This is a genomic window from Streptomyces sp. NPDC088553 (assembly GCF_044752965.1).
Lineage (GTDB): Bacteria > Actinomycetota > Actinomycetes > Streptomycetales > Streptomycetaceae > Streptomyces.
In genome coordinates, this window is sequence record NZ_JBIVMG010000005.1 from 320286 (window position 1) to 345451 (window position 25166).

Below are 25166 nucleotides of genomic sequence, written 5' to 3' on the forward strand. Positions count from 1 at the left end.
CGGCGTACAACCCTTCGGCAGGGCGGACCGTCCTACTCCCCGGACCACGTGACCGACCGTGTCCGACGACATCCGTTCCTCCTGGGGGATCACTTGACCCGCTCCACCCGCATCCGGGGGCGCCGCCGCGCCCTCGGGGCCGCCTTGGCCGTCCTCGCCTCCTCCGCCGCGCTCACCGCGGTCACGACGGCACCGGCCCAGGCCGCCGGGGGCGCGCCGAAGCCCCGCGTGGTCTTCACCGAGTACAAGGACGTCGACGGCATCCGCCACAGCACCCTCGTCACGGTCAACGCCGACGGCACCGACCGGCGCACGCTCGTGCCCACCGGCCCGGGTCTGACCAGGGCCGACATCAGCGGCGTCACCTACTCGCCCGACGGCCTGCGCATGGCCTTCATCAACAACGACGGCTACGGCGACATCTGGGTCGCCGACGCCGACGGCCGCAACGCCCGCCCCGTCCGTATGGACATCGACGAGCCGGACGGCTGGCTCAGCGGCCTCGACTGGACCCCCGACGGCAAGCAGCTCTACCTGAGCTTCGGGGCCAAGCCGGGCCACGACCGCCTGCGCATCATGCGGGTCAACCTCGACGGCTCCGGCCTCGGTTACGTCTTCACCTCACCCGAGCTGACCTGGGACGGCCAGGTCGACGTGGCCTGGGACGGCCGCATCGCCTTCCTGCGCGGCAGCTCCGTCCAGATCTGGGACCCGCGCGTGGGCGGCGCCCCCAAGCGCGCCACCTACGGCCTGCACCCGACGTTCTCGCCGAACGGCGAGCGGATCACCTTCTCGGCCTATGTCGACGGCGCGTACGACGTCCGCGCCCGCGTCCTGAGCAGCGGCAGCGAGTACTCCCTGTCCAAGGGCAAGAACGTGATGTTCCCCGAGTGGTCCCCGGACGGCTCCCAGGTCGCGTACATCTCCGGTGGCACACAGCAGCAGGCCACCGTCAGCAGCGCCACCGCTCCCGGCAGCACGCCCAAGATCCTCTCGGCCCCCGACACCACCGCCTCCGGCCTCTCCTGGGTCATCCCGCGCGGCTGGAACCCCCACGGCACCTTCCGCCACGACTACACCGGCGACGGCCGCGCCGATGTCCTCGCCCTGGACGGCGCGGGTGTCCTCTGGCGTTACGACGGCAACGGAACGGGCGCCCTCAAGCCCCGCGTGAGGATCGGCGGGGGCTGGAAGGGCTACCGCCTCACCGCCGCCGGCGACCTCAACGCCGACGGCCGCCCCGACGCGCTCGCCCAGGACACCGCCGGCGGCCTCTGGCGGCTCGACGGGACAGCGGACGGCCGTTTCGCGACGAAGGTGAAGATCGGCACCGGCTGGAAGGACCTCAGGCTCACCGGGGCCGGCGACCTGACGGGCGACGGCTTCCCGGACGTCCTGGCCACCGACCCCTCGGGCGCCCTCTGGCAGTACGCGGGCAACGGCAGCGGCGGCCTCCGGACCCGCCAGAAGACCGGCCAGGGCTTCACCGGCTACCGCCTGACGGGCGTCGGCGCGGTCACGGCGGGCGGCTACCAGAGCTACGTCGCCCAGACCCCGGCCGGGGACCTCTACCGCTACGAGCGGGGCGGCCGGTCCAGGATCGGTCAGGGCTGGAAGGCCCTGCACCTGACGGGCGCGGGTGACCTGTCGGGCGACGGCGTTCCCGACGTCCTCGCCACCGACACCGCCGGCGCCCTGTGGCGCTACGACGGCGACGGCAAGGGCGGCCTGAAGCCCCGGGTGCAGATCGGCCGGGGCTGGAAGGGCATCACCACGCTCTGATCCCGTCCCCCGGGGTCAGCAGGTGCTCGCCCCCCGTGCGTCTCCGGGGGGCGGGCACGGCCCCCGCCTCGCCTCGCGGTCCCCGCCCGCAGGGTCACCGCGAGGCGCCGAGCGGGCAGCACCGTCGGAGCATCGCGACAAGCCACGCGATCCGCCGAGCGGGCAGCCCGCCCTTCACCGCGATCCGCCACGCCGGCAGCTCCGCCGGGTCACCGCGATCCGTCACGCCGGCAGCTCCGCCGGGTCACCGCGATCCGTCACGTCGGCAGCTCCGCCGGGTCACCGTGCGATCTGGCGGGCGATCCGCCGCGCGATCTTCTCCGCGTCGATCGCCAGCTCGCGGAACATCCCGCTGATCGGGTTCGTGAACCCCGTGAAGTACAGCCCGGGCGCCTCGCGCGGGCAGCGCGCCCCGTGCACCACCGGATGCCCGCGCCCGTCGAGCACGCCCAGGTGCCCGACCAGCGGCTCCAGCGCGCGCCGGTAGCCGGTCGCCGCGATCACCGCGTCCGGGGCGATCCGGGTGCCGTCCGCGAGGAGCACCTCGCCGTCCTCGAAGCCCTCCACGGCCGCGACGACCTCGACCTTCCCCGCCCGCACCGCCGCGATCAGACCCACGTCCTGCACCGGGATCGCGCCCTCGCGCTGGCGCGTCGCGAGGCCCTTGTCCGGCCGGGGCAGCCCGTACGCCGAGAGGTCCGGCGTCCCGACCCGGGCCGCGACGGCGCCCAGCCGGTCGACGAGGGCCGTCGGCAGGCGGCGGACGAGGATGCCGGAGCGCTGCGCCGGCCAGCCGGCGGTGGTGCGCTTCACGATGTGCGGGACGGTCCGCACCGCGAGCCGCACCCGCGCGGCACCGCCGTCGGCGAGGTCGGCGGCGATCTCGGCGCCGGTGTTGCCGATGCCGACGACGAGGACGTCCTTCCCGGTGTACGGCTCCGGGTTGCGATAGGTCCGGGCGTGGTCGAGGCGCCCCTTGTACGTGTCGCGGCCGGGCCAGTCGGGCAGGCGCGGGGTGTGGTTGTAGCCGGTGGCCACGACGACCGCCCGGCCGGTGAGCCGGCGCCCGCCGGTCGCGTGCAGGACCCAGTCGGCCCCGGCCCGCTCGACACGGAAGACCTCGACGCCCGTCACGATCTCCAGCTCGTGCTTCTCGGCGTACTTCTCCAGATAGCGCACCACGTCCGCGCGGGCGACCCAGCGCCCGAACGAGCGGGGCATCTTGAGGCCGGGGAGGGCGGAGAGCCGCCGGGTGGTGTGCAGTCGCAGCCGGTCGTAGTGGGCGCGCCAGGAGGCGCCGACGGCGTCGGACTTCTCCAGGACGACGGCCCGGACGCCCCGTGCGCGCAGGGCGGCGGCGACCGCGAGCCCGCCGGGGCCCGCGCCGATGACGTACACGGGGTGATCAGCCTGTGGAGAGGGTGCAAGGGGGGTGGTGGCCATGAATGCTGAGCGTAATGACGTGTACACGCTGTGGGTCTCGGTCAAGAGGGATTTCGGTTGCGAATCGGTCACGCCGACCGCCCGCACCGGCCGCCCGGCGCCCGCCTCTTGCGCCGGACGCCGGGCTGCGCTGAACTGACGTACCGTCAGATCCAGTGGTGTCCCACGAGGGGGAGCGCGCATGCAGACCGTCTGGCTCACCGGCGCCGAATGGCTCGCCGTCCTCCGCATCGGCCTCGGCCTGTGGTGGCTGGAGAGCTGGCGCCACAAGGACAAGAAGGGCTGGTTCGAGCGCGGCACCGGCATGGCCTGGGCCGCCGACGTGGCGGGCAAGCACAAGTGGCCCCCGGTCAGGAAGGGCTTCGAGACGATCGTCGCCCCGCGCCCCACACTCATGGCGTACGTCGTCGTCTACGCCGAACTGGCCCTCGGGCTCGGCCTGGTGGCCGGCTTCCTGACCCCGGTCGCCCTGATCGGCGGCCTGCTCCTGAACCTCCTCTACCTCGTGCTCATGATCCACGACTGGGCCGAGCAGGGACAGAACGCGATGATGGCCCTCATCTCGATCGTCGCGCTCCTCGCCATGTCCTGGCAGACCTGGTCCCTCGACCACGCGATCGGACTCTTCTGATGACCGCCGCCGACCCCGACATCGACACCTTCACCCGCCCGTACTGGGACGCCGCCGCAGAGGGGCACCTCCTCCTGCGCCGCTGCGCCGCCTGCGACCGCGTCCACCACTACCCGCGCGAGTTCTGCCCGTACTGCTGGAGCGAGGACGTGACCTGGGAGCGCGCGAGCGGCCGCGCGACCCTCTACACCTGGTCGGTCGTCCACCGGAACGACCTCCCGCCCTTCGGCGAGCGCGTCCCGTACGTGGCGGCGGTCGTCGACCTGGCGGAGGGTCCGCGCATGATGACGGAGGTCGTGGACGTGCCGGAGGGCGACCTCCGGATCGGGATGGAACTGGAGGTCGCCTTCCGGAGCGAGGGGGAGGTGGAGGTCCCCGTCTTCGGCCCGCCGTCAGAGGGCTGAGATGTTCCGCCAGACCTGCTCGCTCTGGCCGGAGGAGCCGCAGGTGTACGTCATGGCGAACGACCCGGCCGTCAGACACCGCCCGTCGCTCGCGTTCCTGAACATCCGCCCGGCGGAAGTCGAGGAGACGACCTTCCAGGACTGGGCCGAGGAACCGGTGCACGCGGCGGTGGTGACGGCCGTGTTCCCCGCCGGCTGGAGGCAGCGGCCGGAATGCTGGTTCTTCAGCCGGAAGGTGCCGTCGGCACCGGGAGAGTAGGTCCACGAGAACCAGTACGTGCTGCCGCCGCTGCCCGTCGACCCGCACGCGGCGGACGTGACGAGGTCGCCGAAGCCCGCGTTGTACTCCGCCAGGCAGTTGCCGGTGGACGCGTTCTCCAGGGAGTACGTCCCCGAGGGCGTCGAGCCGCCGGTGGCCGGCGGCGGCGCGGGCTTCGTGGTCCGCGCCGGCTGCGTGGCCGGAGGACGGGTCGTCGTGCCACCGCCGGGGTTCGTGGGGCCGGAACCGCCGCCGGAAGCACCGGAGGGGTCGGCCCCGCCGCCGGAACCACTGCCGTTCCCGCCACCGCCACCGGGCTGGGTGCCGGTGCCGCCGACGACACCGCCGCCACCGCCCGCCCCACCACCCGCACCGCCGTCGGCGGGCGGAGGCGCGCCGGGCGAAGAGCCCGGCGGCTTGGACGCCGGAGGCTTGGAGCCGGGCGGGGTCTTGGCGGAAGGCGAGCCGGGAGCGGTCGACGGCAGCTGTACGTTCGCCGGCTGCGAGGCCACGGCGGACGGCGACGAGGAAGGCCCGGCGCCCGCGCCGAGCTGACCGATCTGGTACGGGCCGAGGGCCACGGTCAGGGTCGTGCCGGTCGCCACGACCACGGGCACCGCGAACATGACGAACCGGTTGCGCCGCTTCTCGCGCGGCCCGCGAGAAGCGGAACCGGTGACGGCGAGCGGATCGGGCGAGGCGGTGTCCGGCTCCTTCGAGCCCGCCTGCGGAGTGAGGGAGGCGGTGGCGACGTCCTCGGCGGGCTCGGCCTTCGCGAGCTCCGCCAGATGCTCGGCGGTCGGCACCTCGGCGGCGAAGGCGGCCCGCTCGGCTATGCGTTCACCGACGGCGGAGGGCCAGGGGGCGCCCGCCGCGCGCTCGGAGGTGCGCTCGACGAGCTCGGCGGCCGTGGGGCGGTCCGCCGGGTCCTTGGCGAGGCAGGTCCGGACGATCTCGGCGAGCTCGGGCTCGGTCTCGGTGAGCCCGCCGAACTCGGGCTCGGCGTGGACGACGCGGTAGAGCAGGTCGGGGCCGGAGCCGTCGCCGAAGGGAGGGCGGCCGTTCGCCGCGTAGAGGAGGAGGCTGCCGAGGGCGAAGACATCGGCCGCGCCGGTGAGCCGGCGGTCGGCGACAGCCTGCTCGGGGGCCATGTAGGCGGGGGTGCCGATGACCATGCCGGTCTTGGTGAGCCGGCTCTGGTCGGCGGCGCGCGCGACGCCGAAGTCGATGAGGGAGAGGCCGGAGGAGGTGAGCATGACGTTGGAGGGCTTGAGGTCGCGGTGCACCATGTCGGCGCCGTGGACGACACCGAGCCCGGCGGCGGCCTCGCGCAGGAGCCGCCAGAGGGCGGGACCCGGAAGGGGGCCGCCGTGCAGCCGGATGGCCTCGTTGAGGGTGATGCCCGGGATGAACTCGGTGGCGAACCACGGCGGCTTGGCCGTGCGGTCGCTGGCGAGCAGCTTGGTGTTGGCGCCGGCGGGGAGCCGGGCGAGGTTGTCGAGCTCGTGGCCGAAGTGGCTGAGGAAGTCGGCGTCCTCGGCGAGTACGGGAAGAACCCGCTTCACGGCGGCGAACTTCCCGGGCACGGCACCGAGATAGACCCGCCCCATCCCCCCGGACCCGAGGACCCCCAGCAGCCTGAACGCGCCGATCTGCCGGGGATCACCCGGTGCGAGCGGCATGGCCCCGCTGCCTTCCAGAACGCCCGAATTCGAATTGTTTTCCATTTCCCCCTGCATGGGCCACACAGTAGCCGAGCCCCCTCGCGATCTGAATATCGATCAGGTGAGGGGGCTCGGCTTCAACTGGACCTCATGGAAGGAGAGTTCCGGTCGGTCAGAAGACGGCGACGTCTCCGCGGCTTCCGGGGGTGTAGGCCTCCCGGCGGGGCTTGAAGGGCGTGCGCCAGTCGCCGGTGCTCTCGTACACGTAGCCGCTCTCGCCGCCCCAGACCTCCGCGTTCGGATAGGACACGAGCAGGTCGCCGCGGCCGTCGCGGGTCACGTCGCCGAGGGCGATGAACCGGGTGTACTCGTTCCAGCCGCCGCCGATCCGCACCCGGGAGGCGAAGGTGCCGTCGCCCTTGCCGAGGTACAGCCAGAGGACGCCGGCCGCGTCGCGGGCGACGAGGTCTCCGGCGGGCGCTCCGGCGATGTTCCCGGTGGCGGCGATCTGGTTGTAGACGCCCCAGCCACCGCCGATCTTCCTGCGGTCTCCGAGCGGGGCGTCGATGTTCCCCGTGCCGGGGTACAGCCAGAGGTTTCCCGACTTGTCGGTGGCCAGGAGGTCGGGCTTTCCGTCACCGGTCATGTCGGCGGTGCCGTTGATCTTGTCGTAGACACCCCAGTTGGTGCCGATCTTCTTGCGGCTGCCGAGCTGGGCACTGGTCCCGCTGCTGGGGTAGAGCCACAGACCGCCGCTCCTGTCCCGGGTGACGACGTCGGGTTCGGCGTTGCCGCCGAGGTTGCCGGGGACAGTGAACCGGTCGTAGATGTTCCAGCCGGTCCCCCGGACCGCTTGCCTGGAGCCGTAAAACCCGGCCCTCCCGCTGGACGGGTCGTAGTCGGCGTCCAACGACTGCAGGGCGCCCGCGCCGTCCACGATGAGCGGGTCGGGAGACCCGTTGTCGCTGTAGTCGTGCGGGTGGGGCTTGTGGGCGACGGTGAAGGTGCCCATCTTCTCCACCGAGGGACCCACGCCGTCGGCCGGGTGCATGGTGACGCACCACGTCCACGTGCCGTTCTCCGCCGGGCCGTACGAGAAATCGCCCCCGTCGGGGTAGGCGTAACTGCCGTCCCAGGTCATGGTGACGCTTCCGGGACCGGCCGTGGAACCGCTCCCGCTCCAGGCGGACATCCAGTAGTCACCGCACACCGGACTGCTGCCCGGATTGAGGCGAAGGTCGACCGATGCCGCCCTGCTCACGTCGATGGTGAACGGGACGACGCCCTGGTTCTTGTCGAGGTCCAGCACCTGCGGAATGTTGTGCCCCTTCATCACGACCTCGGTCGGCTCGCCGGTGCGGGCCACGAGCTGCCGGATGATGCCGCCGTCGGTGTCGGCGGCGACCCGGTACAGCCCCTCGCCCTCGCCTTCCGTCAGGGAGCCGCCGCGCACCAGGAGGGTGCCGTCCGGGGCGGTGGCCAGACTCGTCGCGTGGGCCAGGACCTGCTTCGCCGGGTCGGTGGCCAGGGACTTGGCTTCGAAGGCCGACTGGCCGTTCCGGTAGGTCCCGTGGACCAGCCAGGAACCCGTCAGGCCGATTCTGACGCCCTTGGAGTACTGGGCGGCGAACCGCTGGACCGCACCGGTCGTCCGGTCGGTGACGACCACCGTTTCGTAGTTGCCCGTGCTCTGGCTCTCGACCCAGGCCACGTGGGTGGCGGAGACGGCGGCGAGGGGGGAGAGGGCCGAAGGGTGCGGGTTCTCGTACGTCTCGGTGGCCGCGTTCGTCGCGAGGTCGATCACCGCGAAGCGGGACTTGCCGTCGGCCCGGAAGCCGACCAGGGCGGTGCCCGGCGCGGCCGAGGCGAGGGTGAACGAACCGGCGCCCGCGGGCAGTCCGGTGACGGGCCGGTTCGATACCGGGCCGTCGGCCGCGGAGCCGACAAGGTGCAGTTCCACGGCCCCGGCGGGGGTGGTCACGCTGGTGAGGACAGTCGTACCGACCGCGCCGAAGGCGGTGTGGGTGCCGTCGGCCAGCGCCTTGAGGTCGATGTCGGCGGGTGCCGCGCCGGTGGCCATGTCCTGGACACGCAGGACGCGGTCGCCGGTGGTGGTGACCAGGACGTCGGAGGCACCCGCCAGGACGGGGGCCTGTGAGGCGACGACGGTGGAGGTGCCGTCGGCGAGGCGGGTCCAGCGGTACTCACCGGCGGTGTTCCTGGTGAGGAAGCCGGTGGCACCGGCGCTGACGATCTCGGAGCCGAGGGGGAACGGGATCACTTCCGCGGCCGCGGCGGGCGCGGAGACGACGGTGGTGGTGGCGAGCGCGGCGGGGGCCGCGGCCAGGGTCCCGGCGGTGACGGCGAGGGCGGCGGTGATCGCCGCGGTCAGGCGCCGGGAGCGGTGGTGTCGTACGGGGGACAAGGTCGGTTCCTTCCAGGAGGCCGGTGACGGGTGACCGCCGGACCTGCGGACCGCGTCGGGACACGGGTCGGGACGTGCGTCGGGACGCGAGTCGGGGCGCGGGTCAGGAGTAGTCGTTGAACTTGGCGGTCTCACCCGCGTAGAGGGCCTCGGAGCGGCCGTAGGCGATCGGCCACTCCGCCGTATTCGTCGCGAAGTACGAGACCGTGCCGGCCGGGCCGATCCCGAGCACGGTGTTGTAGTACCCGGCGTGAAGGGGGCCGGAGGCGACGAGGTGGGTGAACTTGTTCCAGCCGCCGCCGATCTTGACCCGCGGGCCGAGGGTGCCGTCGCCCTTGCCGAGGTACGACCAGAGGACGCCGGTCGCGTCGCGGGCGACGAGGTCTCCGGCCGGGGTGCCGGCGAGGTTCCCGGCGGCGGTGATCTGGTTGTAGACGCCCCAACCGCTGCCGATCTTCTTGCGGTTGCCGAGCGGGGCGTTGACGTTTCCGCTGGCCGGGTAGAGCCAGAGGCCGCCCGACCTGTCGGTGGCGAGCACGTCGGCCCTGCCGTCGCCGGTCAGGTCGCTGCCGCCGGTGATCTTGTCGTAGATGCCCCAGCCGGTCCCGATCCTGGCCCGGTCCGTGAACCCGCCGTCGCCCTTGCCCCGGTAGAACCAGAGCGCACCGGCCTTGTCCCGGGCCAGCAGATCGCCGACGGCGGAGCCGGCGAGGTCGCCGGTCGCCTCGATCCGGTCGTACACCTGCCAGCCACCGCCCATCAGGGTGCGCCGCGAGGACTTCAGCTTGGAGTTCTCGTAGTACGTGTCGTCCCGCCACAGCCGGCCGGCGGCGTCCCGGGCGAGGATGTCCGGCGAGCCGTCGCTGTTGAAGTCGTGCGGGGTGCCTGTGTGGGAGACGGTGAACTCGCCCGAGGTGCGGACGGGTTCGCCGACGCCGTTGAGCGGGGTGGCGGTCAGCTCCCACGTGTAGGCGCCGCTGGGACCGGCCGCACCGTCCAGGTTGCCGTTCCACCAGTAGTACAGGCTGTGTGATTGCGGATACGACGTACTCGTGTGCCGCCGGGTCAGACCCGTCGCGGTGTGGCGCAGGACGACCTCGAAGCGCACGTTGTGCCGCGACAGCTCCCACGTGAGGACCTCGTCGTGGCCGCCCGGGCCACCGAAGGTGACGGCTTCGGCGACGTCGGACTGCAGCAGGCTGAGAGCGGCGGACTCGCCGCTGCTCGCGACGGGCTCGGCGGCCGGGACCCCGTCGGAGCCGAGCGAGATCCGGTAGAGACCCTCACCGTGCGCCTTGGTGCCACCGCGCATCAGCAGGGTCCCGTCGGGGGCGACGACCGAGGACGAGCGGTGGTCGAGCAGGGTGACCGTCCGTCCGTCCTTGATGTGGTGCGCGGTCAGGGGGACCAGGTCGGGGGAGACGGCCTGGGTCAGGCCGAGCGGGTCCGCCGTGAGGGCCCAGTCGCCGATCATCTCGACCTGGACGCGGTCGCCGGTTCCCAACGGCTTGGTCGTGACCGTGCCGGAGGCCCGGTCGACGAGGACGAGCCCGCGGGTCCCGTCGGCCGCCCGCCGGCTGGTCGCGAGGGTGGTGGCCGAGGAGGCGACCTTGTCGCTCAGTTCCGGCACCGCTGCCGTGCCGGTGACGGTCCCGGTGACGGTGCCGGTGGAGACGTCCACGACGCTGTACTGCGGCGTGCCGTCGGACGAGCCACGCTCGACCAGGATCGTGTCGGGCGTGGCCTCCGCGATCGTGGAGGACAGCCCCTCCACCCTCCGGTCCACGATCCGGCCGCCCGCCTTGCTGACCAGGTGGAGAGCATCGTCGGACCACATGACGAGCGTCGAGCCGCTGAGCGCCAGGAAGCGGTAGGGGATGCCTCGATCGGACAGGTCGATGGTCACGGGCTCGCCGCCCCCGGCCATGTCGTGGATCTGGTAGACGTCCCATGACGACTCCACGACGACGGCGTCCGACCGAGTGTTGCCGAGCGGGGTGCCGGTGAGCTTGGTGGTGGAGCCGTCGGCGTAACGCGTCCAGAGGAGATCCTGGTACTTCTCACCCTTGGTGAGGAAACCGTGCGGTCCCGCGCTGACGATCTCGCTCTTGGCGGGGAACGACAGCGCGGTCTGCTCCTCGGCGCCGACGGCCGCGTTCGCGGTACCGGCCGCCGGGGCGGCGGTCGCGGGCACGGTGGCGAGCGCTCCCGAGGTCAGTGCGAGCACGGTGGTGACGGCGGCTGCCAGGGTGCGGGCTGCACGAGGCATGGTGGGTATCCCCCCGATTGTTGAGGTGTGGGCGCTTCGCGCGCCACACCTCAACAGACCCACGAGCCGACGGAGAGGTTGTACGGGAATCAACTTGCGTTCGAAGAAGGGGTGAACGCGGCTGGGGGCTGGGGCTGGGGCTGGGGGTGCGGCAGGTGGGGGTTCTGGGGGTGGGCCGGATGTGTGGGTCTCTGGTGCGGCCGCCCTCTTTCCGAGTGTGGCGTCCTCCGCCGCCGCGTCAAGGGCGCTCCCTGCGGTCGCGTCGCTGCGCGATGGGCTGCGCCCACCCTTGACCCGGCGGCGGAGGCCGCCTTTTCACACTCGGAGGGCGGCCGAGGGCCGAGGCCTACGCGGACGCCCCGGGCAGTGTCGGGGGTTGGCCGGCGTGTGCCGGCCGGGGGGTGGGGGCTTGGTTCGTTGCGGGGACCGGTGGGTCTTCGTCGGTGGGTTCGGGGTGCGCGGCAGTTGAATGGGGCAGCCGGGGTCCGGCTTAGCGGCCGACCGCAGTCCTCGGGCTGGGCTCCACGCCCCGCTGGTCTGTCTTGGTGGGTGGTGGGACCTGGTGGCGTGATTTTCTTGCACTTTCACCGCCCGATAAGGGCGATTCATCCCCAATGAGGAGTAATTCCCCGCCTGTTACTCGGAGTAGCGCGCAGTTAGACCTCGTTTCTCTTGGCGGTTTGGCTCGTTGCGCTGGGCTTGACGAGTCTTGCCGAGCGGTTGGTGCCGGATGAGTTGTGGGAGTTGTTCCGCAGAGTGGTGCCGGAGACGGTGGTGATACGCCCGCAAGGAGGGGGTCGCCGGCGGGCGGGGGATCGCGAGTGTCTGGCCGCGATCGTGTTCGTGGCCACGTCGGGCTGCACGTGGCGGCAGGTGCCACCGCTGTTCGGGCCGGCCTGGCCGACGGTCCGCGGCATCGCGCCACGGATCGCCCGCCGGGGCATCGAGACCTCCGGGCGGCTCGGCCGTCACCGATGGGTCATCGAGCGGACCATGTCCTGGCTCGCCGGCTGCAATCGGCTCCCCCGACGCTACGAACGCGAGCCAGAACACTTCCTCGCTTTCACGGCCATCGCCACCAACCTCATCAACTACCGACGACTCACCGGGTAGGGCGCTGCCTCAAAGACCTCTGGGCTCATACGTCGCCGACATCACTGCCGCAGTCGATGCGAGGATCACAATGCCAAGGATGCTGTAGAGCCAGGTGGCCGAGAGGCGGTCCAAGGTGATTTTGCTCCCGGGGGTCTGCAGCTGGGCGAAGTAGTGCCGATACATCCGACGCCGGATCGGGAGCAGGGCGATCGGCATGGATCCGGCCGCAACGCTGTACAGGAACAGAATGACTGGCGCCGGCTCCGGCCGGATCAGCGCTGTCAGGGCGGCCATGGCACAGAGGACGGGGACCCCGAGGCAGGCACCCCACTTGCCGATCCTCCTGTTCCGCTCGACTGCGGCTCGGACCGCTTCTGGCACCTCGTCGGGCTCGGGCGGCAGCACCACGAACGTGATCACGGCCGCCACGGTCGCCCCAGCCGCGATCCACCACCAGGCCTGATCCGGAACCGAGAACAGCATCGTCCGTACCTCTTCCTTCCCCCGCCTCACGCTGAACGACAACAGCATCCTCGTTTGTCGAACACCGCACACTTCCCGTACCCGGCAACCTTCGGCCCGGCCAACCGGCCACGGAATCCCGCTGAGCCGGACGCCAACCGCCCCATTCAACAACCGCGCACCCCGAACCCACCGACGGAAGCCCACCCCCGCCACACGCCCAGCCCCCACCCACCGGCCGGCACGCGCCCTCCCACCCCCGACAATGCCCGAAGCCCGGCGTGGACCCCGGCCCCCGGACCGCCCTCCGAGAGTGTTTTCGCTCCTGGAGGTGGTGGGTCAAGGGTGGCCGTAGGCCATCGCGCAGCGACGCGACCGCAGGGAGCGCCCTTGACGCGCCGCCGGAAGGAGCGACTCTCGGAGAGAGGGCGGTCCCACCCGAGACTCTCCAGGCACGTCGACTCTGTGCCGCCGTAGTCCGGCCGGGTGGGACCTCGCCGCTAGAACACGTCCTGCACGCCCTTGCCGGGGACCCAGCGTGCGACCCTCGGCTTGAACGGGGCCCGCCAGTCGCCCGTGCCCCAGTACACATAGGCGTTCGTGGACGACGGGGAGGTGGGGATGTCCACGTTCTCGGGGGCGTACGTGATCAGGTCCCCATAACCGTCGTAGTTGAGGTCTCCGACGCTGACGATCCGTGTGTACTCGTTCCAGCCGCCGCCGAGCTTCACGCGTGGGGCGAAGGTGCCGTCCCCGTTGCCGAGGTACATCCACAGGACGCCCGCCGCGTCGCGGGCGACCAGGTCGCCCGCCGGGGCTCCGGCGAGGTTTCCGGTGGCGACGATCTGGTTGTAGATGCCCCAGCCGCCGCCGATCTTCTTGCGGTCACCGAACGGGGCCTTGAGGTCGCCGGTGCCGGGGTAGAGCCACAGGCCGCCGGACTTGTCCGTGGCGAGGAGGTCCGGCTTGCCGTCGGCGGTGACGTCACTGCCACCGACGATCTTGTCGTAGACACCCCAGTTGCTTCCGATCCGCACACGCGGGGCCAGCTTCGGGATGTAGCTGTTCCCCTCCGCCTTCGAGTAGAGCCACAGGTCGCCGCTCTTGTCCCGGGTGATGATCTCCGGCGCGTTGCTTCCGCCGAGGTCCCCGGGGACGGAGAAGCGGTCGTAGACGCTCCAGCCGGTGTAGGGCGTACTCATGTCCTCCCAGGAGAAGGAGCCGTCCTTCGGGTGGAACATGCTGTTCTTCAAGGACACGTACCCCTGGTTGTGCATGAGCAGGTCCGGCGATCCGTCGTCGGTGAAGTCGTGCGGATGTGGCTTGCGCGTGATCGTGCTCGTGCCGCTCAGCTCCACGGACCCGCCCACACCGTCGACCGGTGAGACGATCGCGGTCCACTCGACGGGGCCGTTGCGCATGAGCCCATATGACGACGAGGGCTCGCCATCGCTGTCCAGGCGGTGGCCGTCCCACCGGAGAGTGACCGAACCGGGACCGCTCCCGCTGTCCAGGACGGATGCCTCGCCCCGCCAGTCGTAGCGGTAATTGGCACCGGCGTACTTGATCTCGAAGGAGACGTGCGCGCCCTTCCGGTTCGTGGAGAACGTGAAGGGGAAGCCGACGCCGTTCTTGTCGAACTCGATGGTGTCCGTGATGTTGTGTCCCGTCACCACGAACCGGGTCGTCTCGCCGGTCCCGGCGACGAGTCTGCGGTCGATGGTGCCGTCGGCACCCGCGACGACCCGGTACAGCCCTTCGCCTTCGCCGTCCGTCAGTGAACCGCCGCGTACGAGCAGGCTTCCGTCGGGAGCGGTCGTGAGGCTCGTCGCGTGCGCCAGAAGCGGCTTGTCCGAGCCGGAGCCCGCGGTGAGGGGCTGGGCGATGAACGGATGGCGGAAGTGGACGGGGTCGGTGGCGTCCTCGCCGTACGTCACCCAGTTTCCCGTCAGGCCGACGCGAATGCCCATGGGCTCCCACTGGACTCTGAAGCGTCGGCTCTGGGGACTCTCGGCTGTCTTGCGGTCGGTGACGACGACGTCGGCCTGCGGCTCTCCGTTCCGGTCCCGCGTCGTCTCGACCCAGGCCACGTGGGTGGCGGAGAGGGCGGCGGACGGTGATTCCGAGGTCGACAGCGGGGCCTGGTAGGTCTCGGGCGCCGTGTTCGTCGCGAGGTCGATCACCGCGAACTGGGTCTTGCCGCCGACTTTGAAGCCGACGAGGGCGGTGCCGGGGATCGCGGAGGCGAGGGTGAACGACCCGGCCCCGGCCGGGAGTCCGGTGACGGTGCGGTTGGTGGCGGTGCCGTTGTCGCCGGGGGAGACGAGGTGGAGCTCCGTGGCCCCCGCCGGGGTGGTCACGCTGGTGAGGACGGTGGTGCCGACCGCGCCGAAGGCGGTGTGGGTGCCGTCGGTGAGTGTCTTGAGGTCGATGTCGACCGGGGTCGCTCCGGTGGTGGCCATGTCCGTGAGACGCAGGACGCGGTCGCCGACGGTGGCGACGAGGACGTCGGAGGCGGCACCGAGTACGGGGGCCTGGGAGTCGACCACGGTCGAGGTGCCGTCGGCGGTGCGTGTCCAGCGGTACTCGCCGGACGCGTTCCTGCTGAGGTAGCCGGTGGTGCCCGCGCTGATGATCTCGGAGTCCAGCGGGAACGCGGGCACGGCATCGACCGTCGTCGTCGCGGCGGCCGCCGCCTGGGTGGTGGCGGTGGCCGCCGGAGCCGCTGCCATGCTGCCGGCCGTGACGGCGAGCGCGGCCGCGATCGCCGCCGTCAGACGCCGGGAGCGGGTGCGGGTGCCGGTATGGCGTATGGGAGGCAACGTGTTCCTTTCAGGGGACCGATGACGCGAGTCCCACGGTTTCCCTGCGTGCGGCGATGTGGGCGCTTCGTACGCCCACGCGACGAAAGACCCGCGAGCCCGTGAGGAGGTTGTACGGGAATCGACACGAGCCCGAAGCACGGGTGAACCGGCGCGGGATCACACCCCGACCGCTCCGTCGATCCGTTCGCGGATCAGGTCGGCGTGACCGTTGTGGCGGGCGTACTCCTCGATCATGTGGATCAGCACCCAGCGCAGTGAGACCGCTCCCCGCCACGAGTCATGGCCCTCGACGTCGAGGTGCGGAGCCTCGGTCACGAGGCTCTCCGCGAAGGCGACTTCGGCCTCCCAGGCCTCCCAGGACTCCGCGACGACCTCGGGTTCGGGGCCGGAGCCGTCGAAGTCGCCCTCGGGGGCTTCGACGGAGGAGAAGCGCAGCTCGACGTCGTGTCCGGCGAGCACGGACCGGAACCAGCGGCGTTCCACGTCGGCGAGGTGCCGTACGAGGCCGAGCAGGGACAGTGAGGAAGGCGGCACGGACCGTACGGCCAACTCCGCCGACAGCCCTGAGCACTTCAGCTTCAAAGTGGCCCGCTGGGCGTCCAGCATGGCCACGAGCATGGTCCTCTCGTCGCCGGTCGCGGGGCCGCCGAACCGGCGCTCGCTCTCGGCGCCGGTGAACAGTTCGATCCGTCGGTCGGGAATCTTCATACCCGCATCATGGGCTCGGGGCGACCGTCCCGAAACGCGGGCAAGGCGTCAACGACCCTTTGACGTCCGGCACTTCCTCAAGACAGCGCACCCACGATGTGCGGCGCGGCCTCCGCCAGGGACCTGAAGTGCCGATGGGCCTCGGGGTGCGGGGTCTCGGTGTTGACCGTCCAGACCGTCATCCCGGCCGCGAGGCCGGAGCGGACGCCGGACGGCGCGTCCTCGATCACCAGGCAGTCCGCCGGGTCCGCGCCCAGCTTCTCCGCCGCGAGCAGGTACGGCACCGGGGACGGCTTCCCCTCGGCCACCGACGCCGCGTCAACGATCAGCCCCGGCATCGGAAGACCGGTCCGCTCGAACCGCCCCCGCACCCGGTGCTCGTAGTTCGACGTGACGAGCGCCCACCGGTCCACCGGAAGGGCGTTGAGCAGCTCGGCGGCCCCGTCGAAGGCCCCGTACGAGCCCGTCCGGACGTCCTCGTCCTCCAGTGCGTGCAGCAGGGCGAGGCACTCGCCCGGGTCCCGCTCCGGGACCACGGCCGCGAACGTCTCGACGGGCCGCGTCCGGAGTGCGACGGCGTACACCTCGTCCCCGTCGACCCCGTACCGGGCGGCCCACTCGTGCCAGACGCGGCGCTGGTTGGCGACGGCGTCCATGAGGGTGCCGTCGACGTCGAAGAGAACGAACGTGCTGGTCATGTGCCCGATGTTAGGAGCCGGTCGTGCCGTCGGCCAGCTCGCGCAGGATGTCCAGATGGCCGTTGTGCCGGGCGGTCTCCTCGACGAGGTGGTGGAGGATCCAGCGGAGGTCGACGTGCAGGCCGTCGCGGATGGTTCGCTCGGCCCGGGTGTCCAGGTCGTTCCGGGCGACGAGTTCGCGGTAGCGGGCGCTCTGTTCGGCGTATTCGTCGAGCAGCTGCGTGAGGGGGAAGTCGACCGCGATGCGCATCTCGCGGTCGGGGTCCTCCTCGGTCCAGGGGCCCTTGTCCTCTTCGCCGAGGAAGACCACCTGGAACCAGTAGTACTCGACCCAGCGGAGGTGGTTGACCACTCCGCTCAGGGTCATCAGGGGTGAGCCCGGGAGAGGCGCCGTGCGGGCGTTCTCCGCGGAGACGCCCTCGCACTTGGCGCGGGCGGTGTCACGTGCGTAGTCGAGGAACGTGGTGAGCTGGGTGCGCTCGTCCCACGCGGACGGAGTGTCGCCGATTCTGGTCATCGCACGAAGGGTCTCCGAACACCGCGTTCCTGTCGATGTGTTTTTGCGTGCGGGCCGCCTCGTCCCCCGCCGGCCGGCCCGCGACGGGCCCATGGTCGTCTCGGGCCGCCCGGGGACGTCTCAGGCAGGCCGGGGAAGGACTCTCTTGGCGCCGAGCCGGACGGCGTACCGCTCTCGTGCCGCGAAGTCCGCCGCTGCCCACACCACCGGGCGTCCGGCCTCAGCGCACAGGTGGAGGATCGCGTCGTCATCGACCTGGACGCCGACATGAGCCCCGTACGCGCCGGCCGTGGAGTTGAACAGGACCAGGTCCAGGGGCTGCGCGACCGGCACGTGGACCGTGGCTTCGGTGTCGCTCCACAGCTCGGAGGAGCGCAGTTCCGGAGGGGTCAGGCCGAAGTGCCTGAGCACCTCGTACGCGAACAGCTGGCAGTTGGCGCCGGCCGCCAGTCCCGGCCGGGCGGCCACGGCGGCGGCGCCCGGGAAGCGCGAGCCCTCGTACCGGACGGTCCAGAACTCTGCCGGGAGAGCGGTAATGATCGACGCCATCCCCTCATCCTTCCTGGGGGCGCGGCCCCATCAGCGGCCCCATCACCAGTACATCGGCTCCACCCACTCGTCCAGCTCGCCCTCGGGGCGGAACGCGCCGTAGATCTCGGTGACGTGCAGCCGGACCACCACCAGGCCGCGCACCGGGGGGCGCGGGAGGCCGAACTCCCTCTCCCACTGCTCGTGCTCCGGCTTCTCCGCCCACTGCAGGTGGTCGGTGGTGGTCCGGATCTCCTGCTCGATGTCGTCGCCCGGCTCCCGTGAGGGAGTGGAGATGTCGACCCTGCCTTCGGCCGCCACCCAGTAGGCGTGGTTCGACTCCTCTTGGGTGATCCGTGCCCAGGCGTTGCCACGGAACCGCCGCACGCGCGTGCTGTCCGGAGTCCCTACGAACCGTGCGATGCGGGCGGCGGGTTCCCAGTAGTACGGGTCCGTCATGCCGGTCAGTCGTTCGCCCTGGGGCCGGGTCATCCGCGCCGTCGTCGCGTAGACCGTGACGACTCCCGCATCCCTTTTGAAGCGGCCCCGCATGGAGGAGCTGAACCTGTCGAAGGCGTGCTCCTCGGACATCCAGTGCATGGAGTCCCTTCACCCGTTGCGATCAACCCTATTACCGTCAATGTGACGATAATAGGGTGTGGGTGACGCATGACGGAAACGGCCGCCGGCCGGCCACGGAGGCGAAGCAGGCGACCGCACCGGTTCAGAAGAGATCGATCGAGCCCTCACCCAGGCCGGGGTTGTAGGGGGCCCGGCGCGTGCCGAAGGGCGCGTTCCAGTTGCCCGTGCCCTTGTAGACGTAGAGGGAGCTGTAGAAGCCGCCGTTCGCGTCGTACGTGATCAGGTCGTTCCGGCCGTCCCGGTCCACGTCGCCCGCGCCGACGAGGCTCACGTACGTGTTCCAGCCGACGCCGACCTTGACGCGGGGCGCGAAGGTGCCGTCGCCCTTGCCGAGGTAGAGCCAGAGCGTGCCGGTCGTGTCGCGGGCGAGGAGGTCTCCGGCGGGGGCGCCGGCGAGGTTCCCGGTGGCGGTGAGCTGGTTGTAGACGCCCCAGCCGCCGCCGACCTTCACCCGCTTGGCGAAGGGCGCGGTGGCGTCGCCGGTGGCCTTGTAGAGCCAGAGGGCGCCTGCGGTGTCGGTGCCGAGGAGGTCGGGGCGGCCGTCGCCGGTGACGTCGGAGCCGGCGGTGAGCGTGTTGTAGATCTGCCAGCCGGCGCCGATCCGGGTCCGGGGGGCGAGGCCCTTGCCGTTGCCCTGGTAGAGCCAGAGGACGCCGGTCCTGTCGCGGCCGACGAGGTCGGGGGCGGTCGTGCCGACGATGTCGCCGGTGGCCGTGATCCGGTCGTACGCGGACCAGCCCGTCCCGAGGTTCACCGGGTCGAGCGCATGGATCGTGGAGGAGCCCTCGATCTGCTGGATGTCGTACGAGCGCAGGCGGCCCGCCCCGTCCCGGGCGAGCAGGTCCGGCGAGCCGTTGTCGTCGAAGTCGTGGGGCTTCGGCGCGCGGGTGAGGGTGAAGGTGCCGGTGCGGACGACGTCGGGGCCGATGCCGTTGGTGGGCTTCGCCGTCAGCGTCCAGGTGTAGTCGCCGTTGTAGGCCGGGACGCCGTTGAGGAAGAGGCCGTTCCAGGTGAGGGCGAAGTCGGTCACTCCCGTGGCCAGGGACAGGCCGGCGCCCCCTGTCAGTCCGGACGCGATGTGGGTGACGGAGAGGCTCACCCTCGCGTTGGACCGGCTCACCTTCCCCGAGGCCTTCAGCACGCCGCCGTTGCGGTCGAAGTCGACGGCGCCGGCCGGCGGGAGGCTCTCGTTCGTCAGGGTGAGGGCGGTGGGCCGGCCGGTGCCGGTCAGCAGGGTGGCGACCGGGGTGCCGTCGGCGCCGGGGGCGACGCGGTACAGGCCTTCGCCGTGCTCGACCGTGCCGCCGAGGGCGAGCAGGTTGCCGTCCGGGTCGACGGTGCTGGACTGGACGTGGTCCATGACCGCGACCGTGTCGCCGGTCTCCAGGGAGCGCGCCGTCAGGGGGTGGAGGGCGTCGGTCCAGCCGGCCGTGCCGCCGCCGTTCCGGTTGTACGTCAGCCAGTCGCCGACGACGTGGAGGAGGATGCCCTCCGCGTTCCTGAGCGGGTCCAGCGTCGTCCGCTCGACCTGCGGGCCGTCCCGGCGGGCGACGGCGAGGGTCGCCGTGCCGCCGGCGGGGGTCTCGGTCCAGGCCACGTGGGTGGGGGACAGGGTGGTGGAGCGGGTGACGGTGGCCGGCAGGGTGTCGTACGTCCGGGTGATCGCGCCGGTGGCGGAGTCCACGACGGCCACGTGCTTCGTCCAGGTCTCGCCGACGACGCGGTTGTAGTGGAGTACGAAGCTGCCGGGGCCGTTGGTGTAAGCCAGCAGGGGCCGCGCGCCCTCGGGCAGGGCGACCTCGCGGTCGACGGCCCGGCCCTCCTCCTCGGAGACCAGGTGGTACTCCAGGGCGCCGGACACGCTTGTCGTCATGAGGAGGGCGGAGCCGATGACCCGGTTGAGGGCGTACGGGGTGGCGGCCGTGCTGAAGGCGGAGGTGTCGATCACGACGGGCTCCGCGTCCCCGCTCATGTCGGTGAGCGTGACCACGGCCCCATCCTGGGAGGCGACGGTGTCCGTGCCCTGGGCTCCCCATCGCTTGCCGGGGAGCGTCGTGGTGACGCCGTCGGAGAAGCGCGTCCAGCGGTAGACGACGCTCGATCCGTCGGTGACGCTCAGCATGCCCGTACGGCCGGCGCTGACGAGTTTCGAGCCGTCCGGGAGCGTGAACGGCGTGCCCTGCTCGTCCGTGACCGACGGCACGGGGGCGGTCGGGGTGGTGGCCAGGGCCGGGCTCGCGAGTCCGGCGGCGGTGATGACGGCGAGCACCGCCGAGACGGCGGCGGTCTGCCGCCTCCGGCGTACGGGTCTGTGGTTCACGGAGATCTTTCGGTCCTCTCGGAAGCGACGAACTCAGGAGACTGCGATGGGTGGCGGGGAGCCCCGCCCGCGGCGGTGCGGCCACGGGCGGGGTGCCCCGCCGTTCATCGGACGTCCGGTCCGGCCGGACGGTCCGTCAGACGATCGGGTGGCGCGGGGTCGGCGTCGCCGGGTAGACGGAGCTGGACTCGCGCGGGCCGAACGGCGCCGCGGCGCTGCCCGTGCCCCGGTAGACGAACGAGCCGCCCGTGCCGTAGGCGAACAGGTCGTTGCGTCCGTCGCGGTCCACGTCGCCCATGCCGACGAGGTGGGTGTACGCGCCCCAGCCCGGGCCGACCCGGACCCGGGTGGCGAACGAGGAGCCGGTGGCGCCCTGGTAGAGCCAGAGGACGCCGGAGGTGTCGCGGGCGAGGAGGTCGCCCTGCGGCGTGCCGGCGATGTCGCCGACGGCGGTGATCTGGTTCATCCCGCCCCAGCCTCCGCCGACCTTCGTACGGCCGAGGTAGGGCGAGGACCAGTTGCCCGTGCCCCGGTACGCCCACAGGACGCCGGACGCGTCGGTGGCGAGCAGGTCGGACCAGCCGTCGCCGTTGAGGTCGCTGCCGCCGGTGATCTTGTTGTAGCCGTTCCAGCCGGCGCCGATCCTGGTCCGGTCGGCGAAGGTGCCGTCGCCCTTGCCGAGGTACAGCCAGAGGACGCCGGAGGCGTCCCGCGCGACCATGTCGGGGGCGGGGGCACCGGCGACGTTGCCGACGGCCTCGATCTGGTCGTAGGCGTTCCATCCGGCGCCGACGAGCTTGCTCTCCAGCGACCAGTAGTCGGCGGAGGAGGCGGACTTCCTGACCTCGTCGCGCCACAGCCGGCCGGAGGCGTCGCGGGACAGCAGGTCCGGGGCGCCGTTGTCGTCGCAGTCGTGCAGGCCCGCCTTGCGGGTCACCTTGAAGGTGCCGGTCTTCTTCAGGTCCGGGCCGATGCCGTTGAGCGGCTTGGCGTCGAGCTGCCAGGTGTAGTCGCCGTTGGGGGCGAGGGAGCCGTCGGCCAGGGTGCCCTGCCACTCGCGGCGGATCTCGCCCTGGTTCCCGAACGGGAACTCCACGGTCCTGCCGGTGCGGACGTGGCGCAGGGTGACCTTGCCGGCCGCGTTCTCGCGGGACAGCTGCCATTGGAGCGTCGCCTTCCCGCCGTTCTTGTCCAGGTCGACCGTGGACGGGACGTCGGTGAAGGTGAGAGCCAGCGCGGTGGGGGCGTCGGTGCCGGCCACCAGGGTGGCGACCGGCTCGCCGTTGTCGCCGGGGAAGATGTGGTAGATGCCCTCGCCCTGGGCGACCGTGCCGCCGCGTGCGTAGAGGTCGCCGTTGGGGGCGGTGGCCGAGCTGGAGACGTGGTCGAGGAGCTTGACCGTTCTCCTGGGGTCGGCCAGGGAGCGGGCGGTCAGCGGGAAGAGGCCCGAGGCGACGGTGGCGGTGCGGCCGTTGAGCTCGGCGGTGGTCACCCAGTTCCCCACCAGGTTGACGTCGATGTCGGCGCTGGTCGAGGCCTGGCCGAGGTCCGTGGTGACCTCCGGGGCGGTGACGCCGCGGACGGTGGTCACCAGCCGGACGCGGTTGGTGGTGGTGCGCTCGATCCAGGCCCAGTGGGTGCGGGAGACGAAGGCGTCGGCGCCGGTCCGCTCGGAGTGCGTCTGGCGCGGCCCGTCCACGGCCTGGCCGGTAGCGGTGTCCACGGCGACGATGAAGGTGCGCAGGTCGGCGCCGGTGCCGGTGTGGTACTGGATCAGCGCGACGCCGGGGGTGCTGGCCCAGACGCGGCCTATGCGGGCGTTGTCGGGGACGGCGGGGACGTCGGTGATGGTGTTCGTGCCCGTGGCGCGGCTCAGCAGGTCGACGTCGAGCGCACCGGTGTCCTCGTCGGTGTCCGACATGACCAGCGTCTCGCCGGCGATGCCGTTGAGCACGTACCGCTGGTTGTTGTGGGACAGCCCGTACCGCATGGGGTCGTTGCTCGTCATGTCGTTCAGCCAGTACGTGACCTTGGTGTCCTCGCGGGAGAACACGATGTCGGACTGGGCGCCCATGAACGTGGTCCGGGGCGTGGTCAGGGACGTGGTGGCGCCGTCGGAGTACTTGGTCCAGCGGTACTCCGTACCGGACGGGTACACGGCGCGGGTGAGGTAGCCGGTCGCGCCGGCGCTGACGATCTCCGTGGGGTGGGGCAGCGTGACCACGGCGGCCGCCTGGGCGGGCGCCTGGACGGCGGTCACCGGGGCGGCGGTCGCGGGGACAGCTGTCAGCGCGGTGCCGGCCGTGACGGCCAGGGCTGCGGCGACGGCGGCGAGAAGACGGGTGGACGAACGGTACTGCACGGTGGATTCCCCCCAAGAACAACCGGCTGCGGCGGTCACCGCACTCCGGTTGGACCCATGATCGACACCGATGGTTGTACGCGGGCGGCCCCGTTCTACCGCCGCTCCACCACACCCCGTACGAACGCCGCCTGCCCCGCGTGCTGGAGGTCCTCCGCGATCACCGACACCAGGCGCACGCCGAGCGTGACCGGCGGGTCCCAGGCGCTGTCGACGACCCGGTCCAGGTCCGCGTTCGTCACCGGCCGCACCAGGCCGAGGGTCCGCGCGTGCACCGCGTCGTAGTAGCCCAGCAGCACGTCGGCCGGGGCGCGCACCTTGCCCACCTGGGCGCTCGTCTGGCCGTAACCGGTCGCCCGCTTCCCGAAGGGCAGCCCGAAGCGGTCCCGCCAGCCGTCCGTGTCCCACAGCTGGTCCGTGTCGAAGGCGCCCGCGAGGTGATCGTCCTGGATCCGGGTGAGGTGCCAGACGAGCCAGGCGATCGAGTTGGCGCCCGGATCGACCCGGGCGGCGAGCTCGTCCTCGGTGAGGCCCTCCACGGCCTCGTGGACGGCCTCCTGGATCCGGCCGAACGAGTCGGCCAGCAGACCGGCGCTGTTCATGGGGGACATGAGGGGCTCCTCTCGACGGCGGGCGCGCGGGGGTTACGGGCTCCGCTGAGCAGGGGTCACGAGCCGCGCTCCGCCCGCCACCGCTCGACCGTCGCCTCGACGTCGAAGGGCTTGAGGTTCAGCGGCGGTCCGGCCGGCGGGCGGAGCAGTGCCTCGGTGATCCTCGTGTTGATCTCGCCGAGGATGCGACGGACCTGGCCCTCCGAGACCGCCGCGGCCACCGCCTCCTCCGCGTCTTCGGCGGCCTTGCGCAGGGCCAGCGAGGGCGGGAGCACGGACGCGCCCTCGCGGTGCATCTTTCCCTTGATCCACCACAGCTCGTCGTACGGGGCCGAGTCGTCGGGGAGCGGCTTCCCGAACCCCGTCAGGCTGCTGAACTCTCCACGCTCGGACGCCTCGCGGATCTGCTTGTCCACGAACGACTCGAAGCTGACTCCGGGCGGCTTGCGTTCGGTCATGTGTCCAGACTACGTAAGCCCCGCGGTGCGGGTGTGGTGTTCGCCGTCTACTGCGAGACGCGATCTTCCGGCACGCTGTGGTCCGTTCCCTGTGGGTCAACGCGCGTCGACCCTTGTCCCAGGCCACCGACCCCCACGTACCGGAGGACGCATGCGTGCCCGGATCACCCCCCTCGGCACCCTGCTCGCGCTCGTCGCGGGCCTGCTCACCGCGCTCGTCACCACCACCCCCGCCCAGGCCGCGCCGCTCTTCAAGGCGCCGTTCCCCTGCGGCCAGACCTGGACGTACAGCCACCACTCGGCCGAGGTCCGCCAGGCCCTCGACTTCATCCGGTCCGACGGCGGGACGACCGCCGGCACCCCGGTCCTGGCCTCGGCGTCCGGTACCGCGTACCGCTACTCCCAGCCGTCCGGCGCCGGCAACTACATCGTGGTCGACCACGGGGGCGGCTGGAAGACGTACTACTTCCACCTGAACGCGTACTCGGTCGCCAACGGCGCCGCGGTCTCCCAGGGCCAGCAGATCGGCACCACCGGCAGCACCGGCAACAGCTCCGGCGCCCACATCCACTACGAGCAGCTCTACAACGGCGTCGGCCAGTCGATCGTGATCAACGGCCACTCGCTCGCGCCCTACCCCGGCTCGTACGGTTCCAAGTCTCTGACCAGCGACAACGGCTGCTCGGGCGGGGGAGGCGGGAAGTACTGGGTCGACACCTTCGCCAACGCCACGGGCTACGCCCAGGCCAACACCGCCGCCCCCCAGGGCGTCCTGAACCAGGGCACGAACTACGTCTACTGCAAGGTCTGGGGCCAGGAGATCCGGGACGGCGCCGGGAACTTCAACCACTGGTGGCTCAGGACCGACCTGGACACCGTGTACGCCGGGAAGAACGGGCGCGGGGCGTACGTGTCCGCCTACTACCTGTCCCGCTGGGGCAACGACGAGGCCCGCGACAACAACGGAACCGTGATCCCGGACTGCTGAGCGCCGGGGAAGGCCCCGAGGTCCGCGGAGCCCCGAAAGGGCCGCAAAGGGCCGGAAGGGCAGGAGCCCCGCTCG

At 71.6% G+C, this 25166-nt stretch carries 20 protein-coding genes; 5 read left to right on the forward strand and 15 right to left on the reverse strand.

Translation table 11 applies throughout. The annotated features are described in order from the left end of the window. Positions 1 to 93: 93 nt before the first annotated feature. A complete protein-coding gene (locus ACIP8Z_RS18225) occupies positions 94 to 1782 on the forward strand; it encodes an FG-GAP-like repeat-containing protein (protein ID WP_402084503.1) in 1689 nt (562 codons plus the stop codon). Between the two features lie 279 nt (positions 1783 to 2061). Here ACIP8Z_RS18225 and ACIP8Z_RS18230 read toward each other — a convergent pair whose 3' ends face one another. After that, complete coding sequence (locus tag ACIP8Z_RS18230; protein ID WP_402084505.1) at positions 2062 to 3225, reverse strand: flavin-containing monooxygenase; 1164 nt, start codon at positions 3223 to 3225, stop codon at positions 2062 to 2064. Between the two features lie 181 nt (positions 3226 to 3406). On the opposite strand from ACIP8Z_RS18230, the gene ACIP8Z_RS18235 reads away from it, so the two are divergent. Further along, a complete protein-coding gene (locus ACIP8Z_RS18235) occupies positions 3407 to 3856 on the forward strand; it encodes a DoxX family protein (protein WP_402084507.1) in 450 nt (149 codons plus the stop codon). Beyond that, the gene (locus ACIP8Z_RS18240; RefSeq protein WP_402084509.1) at positions 3856 to 4260 is read left to right on the forward strand and encodes a Zn-ribbon domain-containing OB-fold protein; all 405 of its coding nucleotides are present in this window, start codon (positions 3856 to 3858) and stop codon (positions 4258 to 4260) included. The genes ACIP8Z_RS18235 and ACIP8Z_RS18240 overlap by 1 nt, the downstream gene beginning before the upstream one ends. Here the strand turns inward: ACIP8Z_RS18240 and ACIP8Z_RS18245 are convergent. From ACIP8Z_RS18245 to ACIP8Z_RS18255, 3 genes are all read right to left on the reverse strand, one after another. Further along, positions 4249 to 6201 carry a protein kinase gene (locus ACIP8Z_RS18245; RefSeq protein ID WP_402084511.1) on the reverse strand — a complete coding sequence of 651 codons (1953 nt, stop codon included), beginning with the start codon at positions 6199 to 6201 and terminating at the stop codon, positions 4249 to 4251. The two genes, ACIP8Z_RS18240 and ACIP8Z_RS18245, sit on opposite strands and share 12 nt — an antisense overlap. Positions 6202 to 6355: 154 nt before the next feature. Further along, positions 6356 to 8608, reverse strand: coding sequence for an FG-GAP repeat domain-containing protein (locus tag ACIP8Z_RS18250; RefSeq protein ID WP_402084513.1), 2253 nt, complete (start codon positions 8606 to 8608; stop codon positions 6356 to 6358). 103 nt (positions 8609 to 8711) lie between these two features. Continuing rightward, complete coding sequence (locus ACIP8Z_RS18255) at positions 8712 to 10877, reverse strand: VCBS repeat-containing protein (protein ID WP_402084515.1); 2166 nt, start codon at positions 10875 to 10877, stop codon at positions 8712 to 8714. 723 nt (positions 10878 to 11600) lie between these two features. Here ACIP8Z_RS18255 and ACIP8Z_RS18260 point away from each other — a divergent pair. Further along, positions 11601 to 11990 (forward strand): transposase, encoded by a 390-nt coding sequence (locus tag ACIP8Z_RS18260; protein ID WP_402085295.1) that lies wholly within the window; start codon positions 11601 to 11603, stop codon positions 11988 to 11990. A 9-nt stretch (positions 11991 to 11999) separates the two neighbouring features. On the opposite strand, the gene ACIP8Z_RS18265 is transcribed toward ACIP8Z_RS18260, so the two are convergent. The 11 genes from ACIP8Z_RS18265 to ACIP8Z_RS18315 form a co-directional block, all read right to left on the reverse strand. Next, complete coding sequence (locus ACIP8Z_RS18265) at positions 12000 to 12455, reverse strand: hypothetical protein (RefSeq protein WP_402084517.1); 456 nt, start codon at positions 12453 to 12455, stop codon at positions 12000 to 12002. Between the two features lie 479 nt (positions 12456 to 12934). Continuing rightward, positions 12935 to 15256, reverse strand: coding sequence for an FG-GAP repeat domain-containing protein (locus ACIP8Z_RS18270; RefSeq protein ID WP_402084520.1), 2322 nt, complete (start codon positions 15254 to 15256; stop codon positions 12935 to 12937). 159 nt (positions 15257 to 15415) lie between these two features. Continuing rightward, positions 15416 to 15967, reverse strand: coding sequence for a DinB family protein (locus ACIP8Z_RS18275; RefSeq protein WP_402084522.1), 552 nt, complete (start codon positions 15965 to 15967; stop codon positions 15416 to 15418). A 77-nt stretch (positions 15968 to 16044) separates the two neighbouring features. Beyond that, positions 16045 to 16665: an HAD family hydrolase gene (locus ACIP8Z_RS18280; protein ID WP_402084525.1), complete on the reverse strand. Its 621-nt coding sequence runs from the start codon at positions 16663 to 16665 to the stop codon at positions 16045 to 16047. Between the two features lie 10 nt (positions 16666 to 16675). Then, positions 16676 to 17182, reverse strand: coding sequence for a DinB family protein (locus ACIP8Z_RS18285; RefSeq protein ID WP_402084528.1), 507 nt, complete (start codon positions 17180 to 17182; stop codon positions 16676 to 16678). Positions 17183 to 17302: 120 nt separating this feature from the next. Continuing rightward, entirely contained in the window at positions 17303 to 17731 is a 429-nt protein-coding gene (locus ACIP8Z_RS18290) for a hydrolase (RefSeq protein WP_402084530.1), read from the reverse strand. A gap of 42 nt (positions 17732 to 17773) precedes the next feature. After that, positions 17774 to 18310 (reverse strand): hypothetical protein, encoded by a 537-nt coding sequence (locus tag ACIP8Z_RS18295; protein ID WP_402084532.1) that lies wholly within the window; start codon positions 18308 to 18310, stop codon positions 17774 to 17776. Positions 18311 to 18434: 124 nt separating this feature from the next. Next, complete coding sequence (locus ACIP8Z_RS18300; protein WP_402084535.1) at positions 18435 to 20672, reverse strand: FG-GAP repeat domain-containing protein; 2238 nt, start codon at positions 20670 to 20672, stop codon at positions 18435 to 18437. Positions 20673 to 20808: 136 nt separating this feature from the next. Continuing rightward, a complete protein-coding gene (locus ACIP8Z_RS18305; RefSeq protein WP_402084538.1) occupies positions 20809 to 23034 on the reverse strand; it encodes an FG-GAP repeat domain-containing protein in 2226 nt (741 codons plus the stop codon). A 95-nt stretch (positions 23035 to 23129) separates the two neighbouring features. Further along, positions 23130 to 23636: a DinB family protein gene (locus ACIP8Z_RS18310; protein ID WP_402085298.1), complete on the reverse strand. Its 507-nt coding sequence runs from the start codon at positions 23634 to 23636 to the stop codon at positions 23130 to 23132. Between the two features lie 65 nt (positions 23637 to 23701). After that, complete coding sequence (locus tag ACIP8Z_RS18315; RefSeq protein WP_402084541.1) at positions 23702 to 24103, reverse strand: DUF1992 domain-containing protein; 402 nt, start codon at positions 24101 to 24103, stop codon at positions 23702 to 23704. Between the two features lie 151 nt (positions 24104 to 24254). Here ACIP8Z_RS18315 and ACIP8Z_RS18320 point away from each other — a divergent pair, with 151 nt between their 5' ends. Continuing rightward, the gene (locus ACIP8Z_RS18320) at positions 24255 to 25091 is read left to right on the forward strand and encodes a M23 family metallopeptidase (protein ID WP_402084543.1); all 837 of its coding nucleotides are present in this window, start codon (positions 24255 to 24257) and stop codon (positions 25089 to 25091) included. Positions 25092 to 25166 lie beyond the last annotated feature (75 nt).

Coding starts and splice junctions, on each gene's coding strand:
- ACIP8Z_RS18230 (WP_402084505.1), bottom strand. CDS start 3,225: ATGGCCACCACCCCCCTTGCACCCTCTCCACAGGCTGATCACCCCGTG.
- ACIP8Z_RS18235 (WP_402084507.1), top strand. CDS start 3,407: ATGCAGACCGTCTGGCTCACCGGCGCCGAATGGCTCGCCGTCCTCCGC.
- ACIP8Z_RS18240 (WP_402084509.1), top strand. CDS start 3,856: ATGACCGCCGCCGACCCCGACATCGACACCTTCACCCGCCCGTACTGG.
- ACIP8Z_RS18245 (WP_402084511.1), bottom strand. CDS start 6,201: ATGCCGCTCGCACCGGGTGATCCCCGGCAGATCGGCGCGTTCAGGCTG.
- ACIP8Z_RS18255 (WP_402084515.1), bottom strand. CDS start 10,877: ATGCCTCGTGCAGCCCGCACCCTGGCAGCCGCCGTCACCACCGTGCTC.
- ACIP8Z_RS18265 (WP_402084517.1), bottom strand. CDS start 12,455: ATGCTGTTCTCGGTTCCGGATCAGGCCTGGTGGTGGATCGCGGCTGGG.
- ACIP8Z_RS18275 (WP_402084522.1), bottom strand. CDS start 15,967: ATGAAGATTCCCGACCGACGGATCGAACTGTTCACCGGCGCCGAGAGC.
- ACIP8Z_RS18280 (WP_402084525.1), bottom strand. CDS start 16,665: ATGACCAGCACGTTCGTTCTCTTCGACGTCGACGGCACCCTCATGGAC.
- ACIP8Z_RS18285 (WP_402084528.1), bottom strand. CDS start 17,182: ATGACCAGAATCGGCGACACTCCGTCCGCGTGGGACGAGCGCACCCAG.
- ACIP8Z_RS18290 (WP_402084530.1), bottom strand. CDS start 17,731: ATGGCGTCGATCATTACCGCTCTCCCGGCAGAGTTCTGGACCGTCCGG.
- ACIP8Z_RS18295 (WP_402084532.1), bottom strand. CDS start 18,310: ATGCACTGGATGTCCGAGGAGCACGCCTTCGACAGGTTCAGCTCCTCC.
- ACIP8Z_RS18310 (WP_402085298.1), bottom strand. CDS start 23,636: ATGAACAGCGCCGGTCTGCTGGCCGACTCGTTCGGCCGGATCCAGGAG.
- ACIP8Z_RS18315 (WP_402084541.1), bottom strand. CDS start 24,103: ATGACCGAACGCAAGCCGCCCGGAGTCAGCTTCGAGTCGTTCGTGGAC.
- ACIP8Z_RS18320 (WP_402084543.1), top strand. CDS start 24,255: ATGCGTGCCCGGATCACCCCCCTCGGCACCCTGCTCGCGCTCGTCGCG.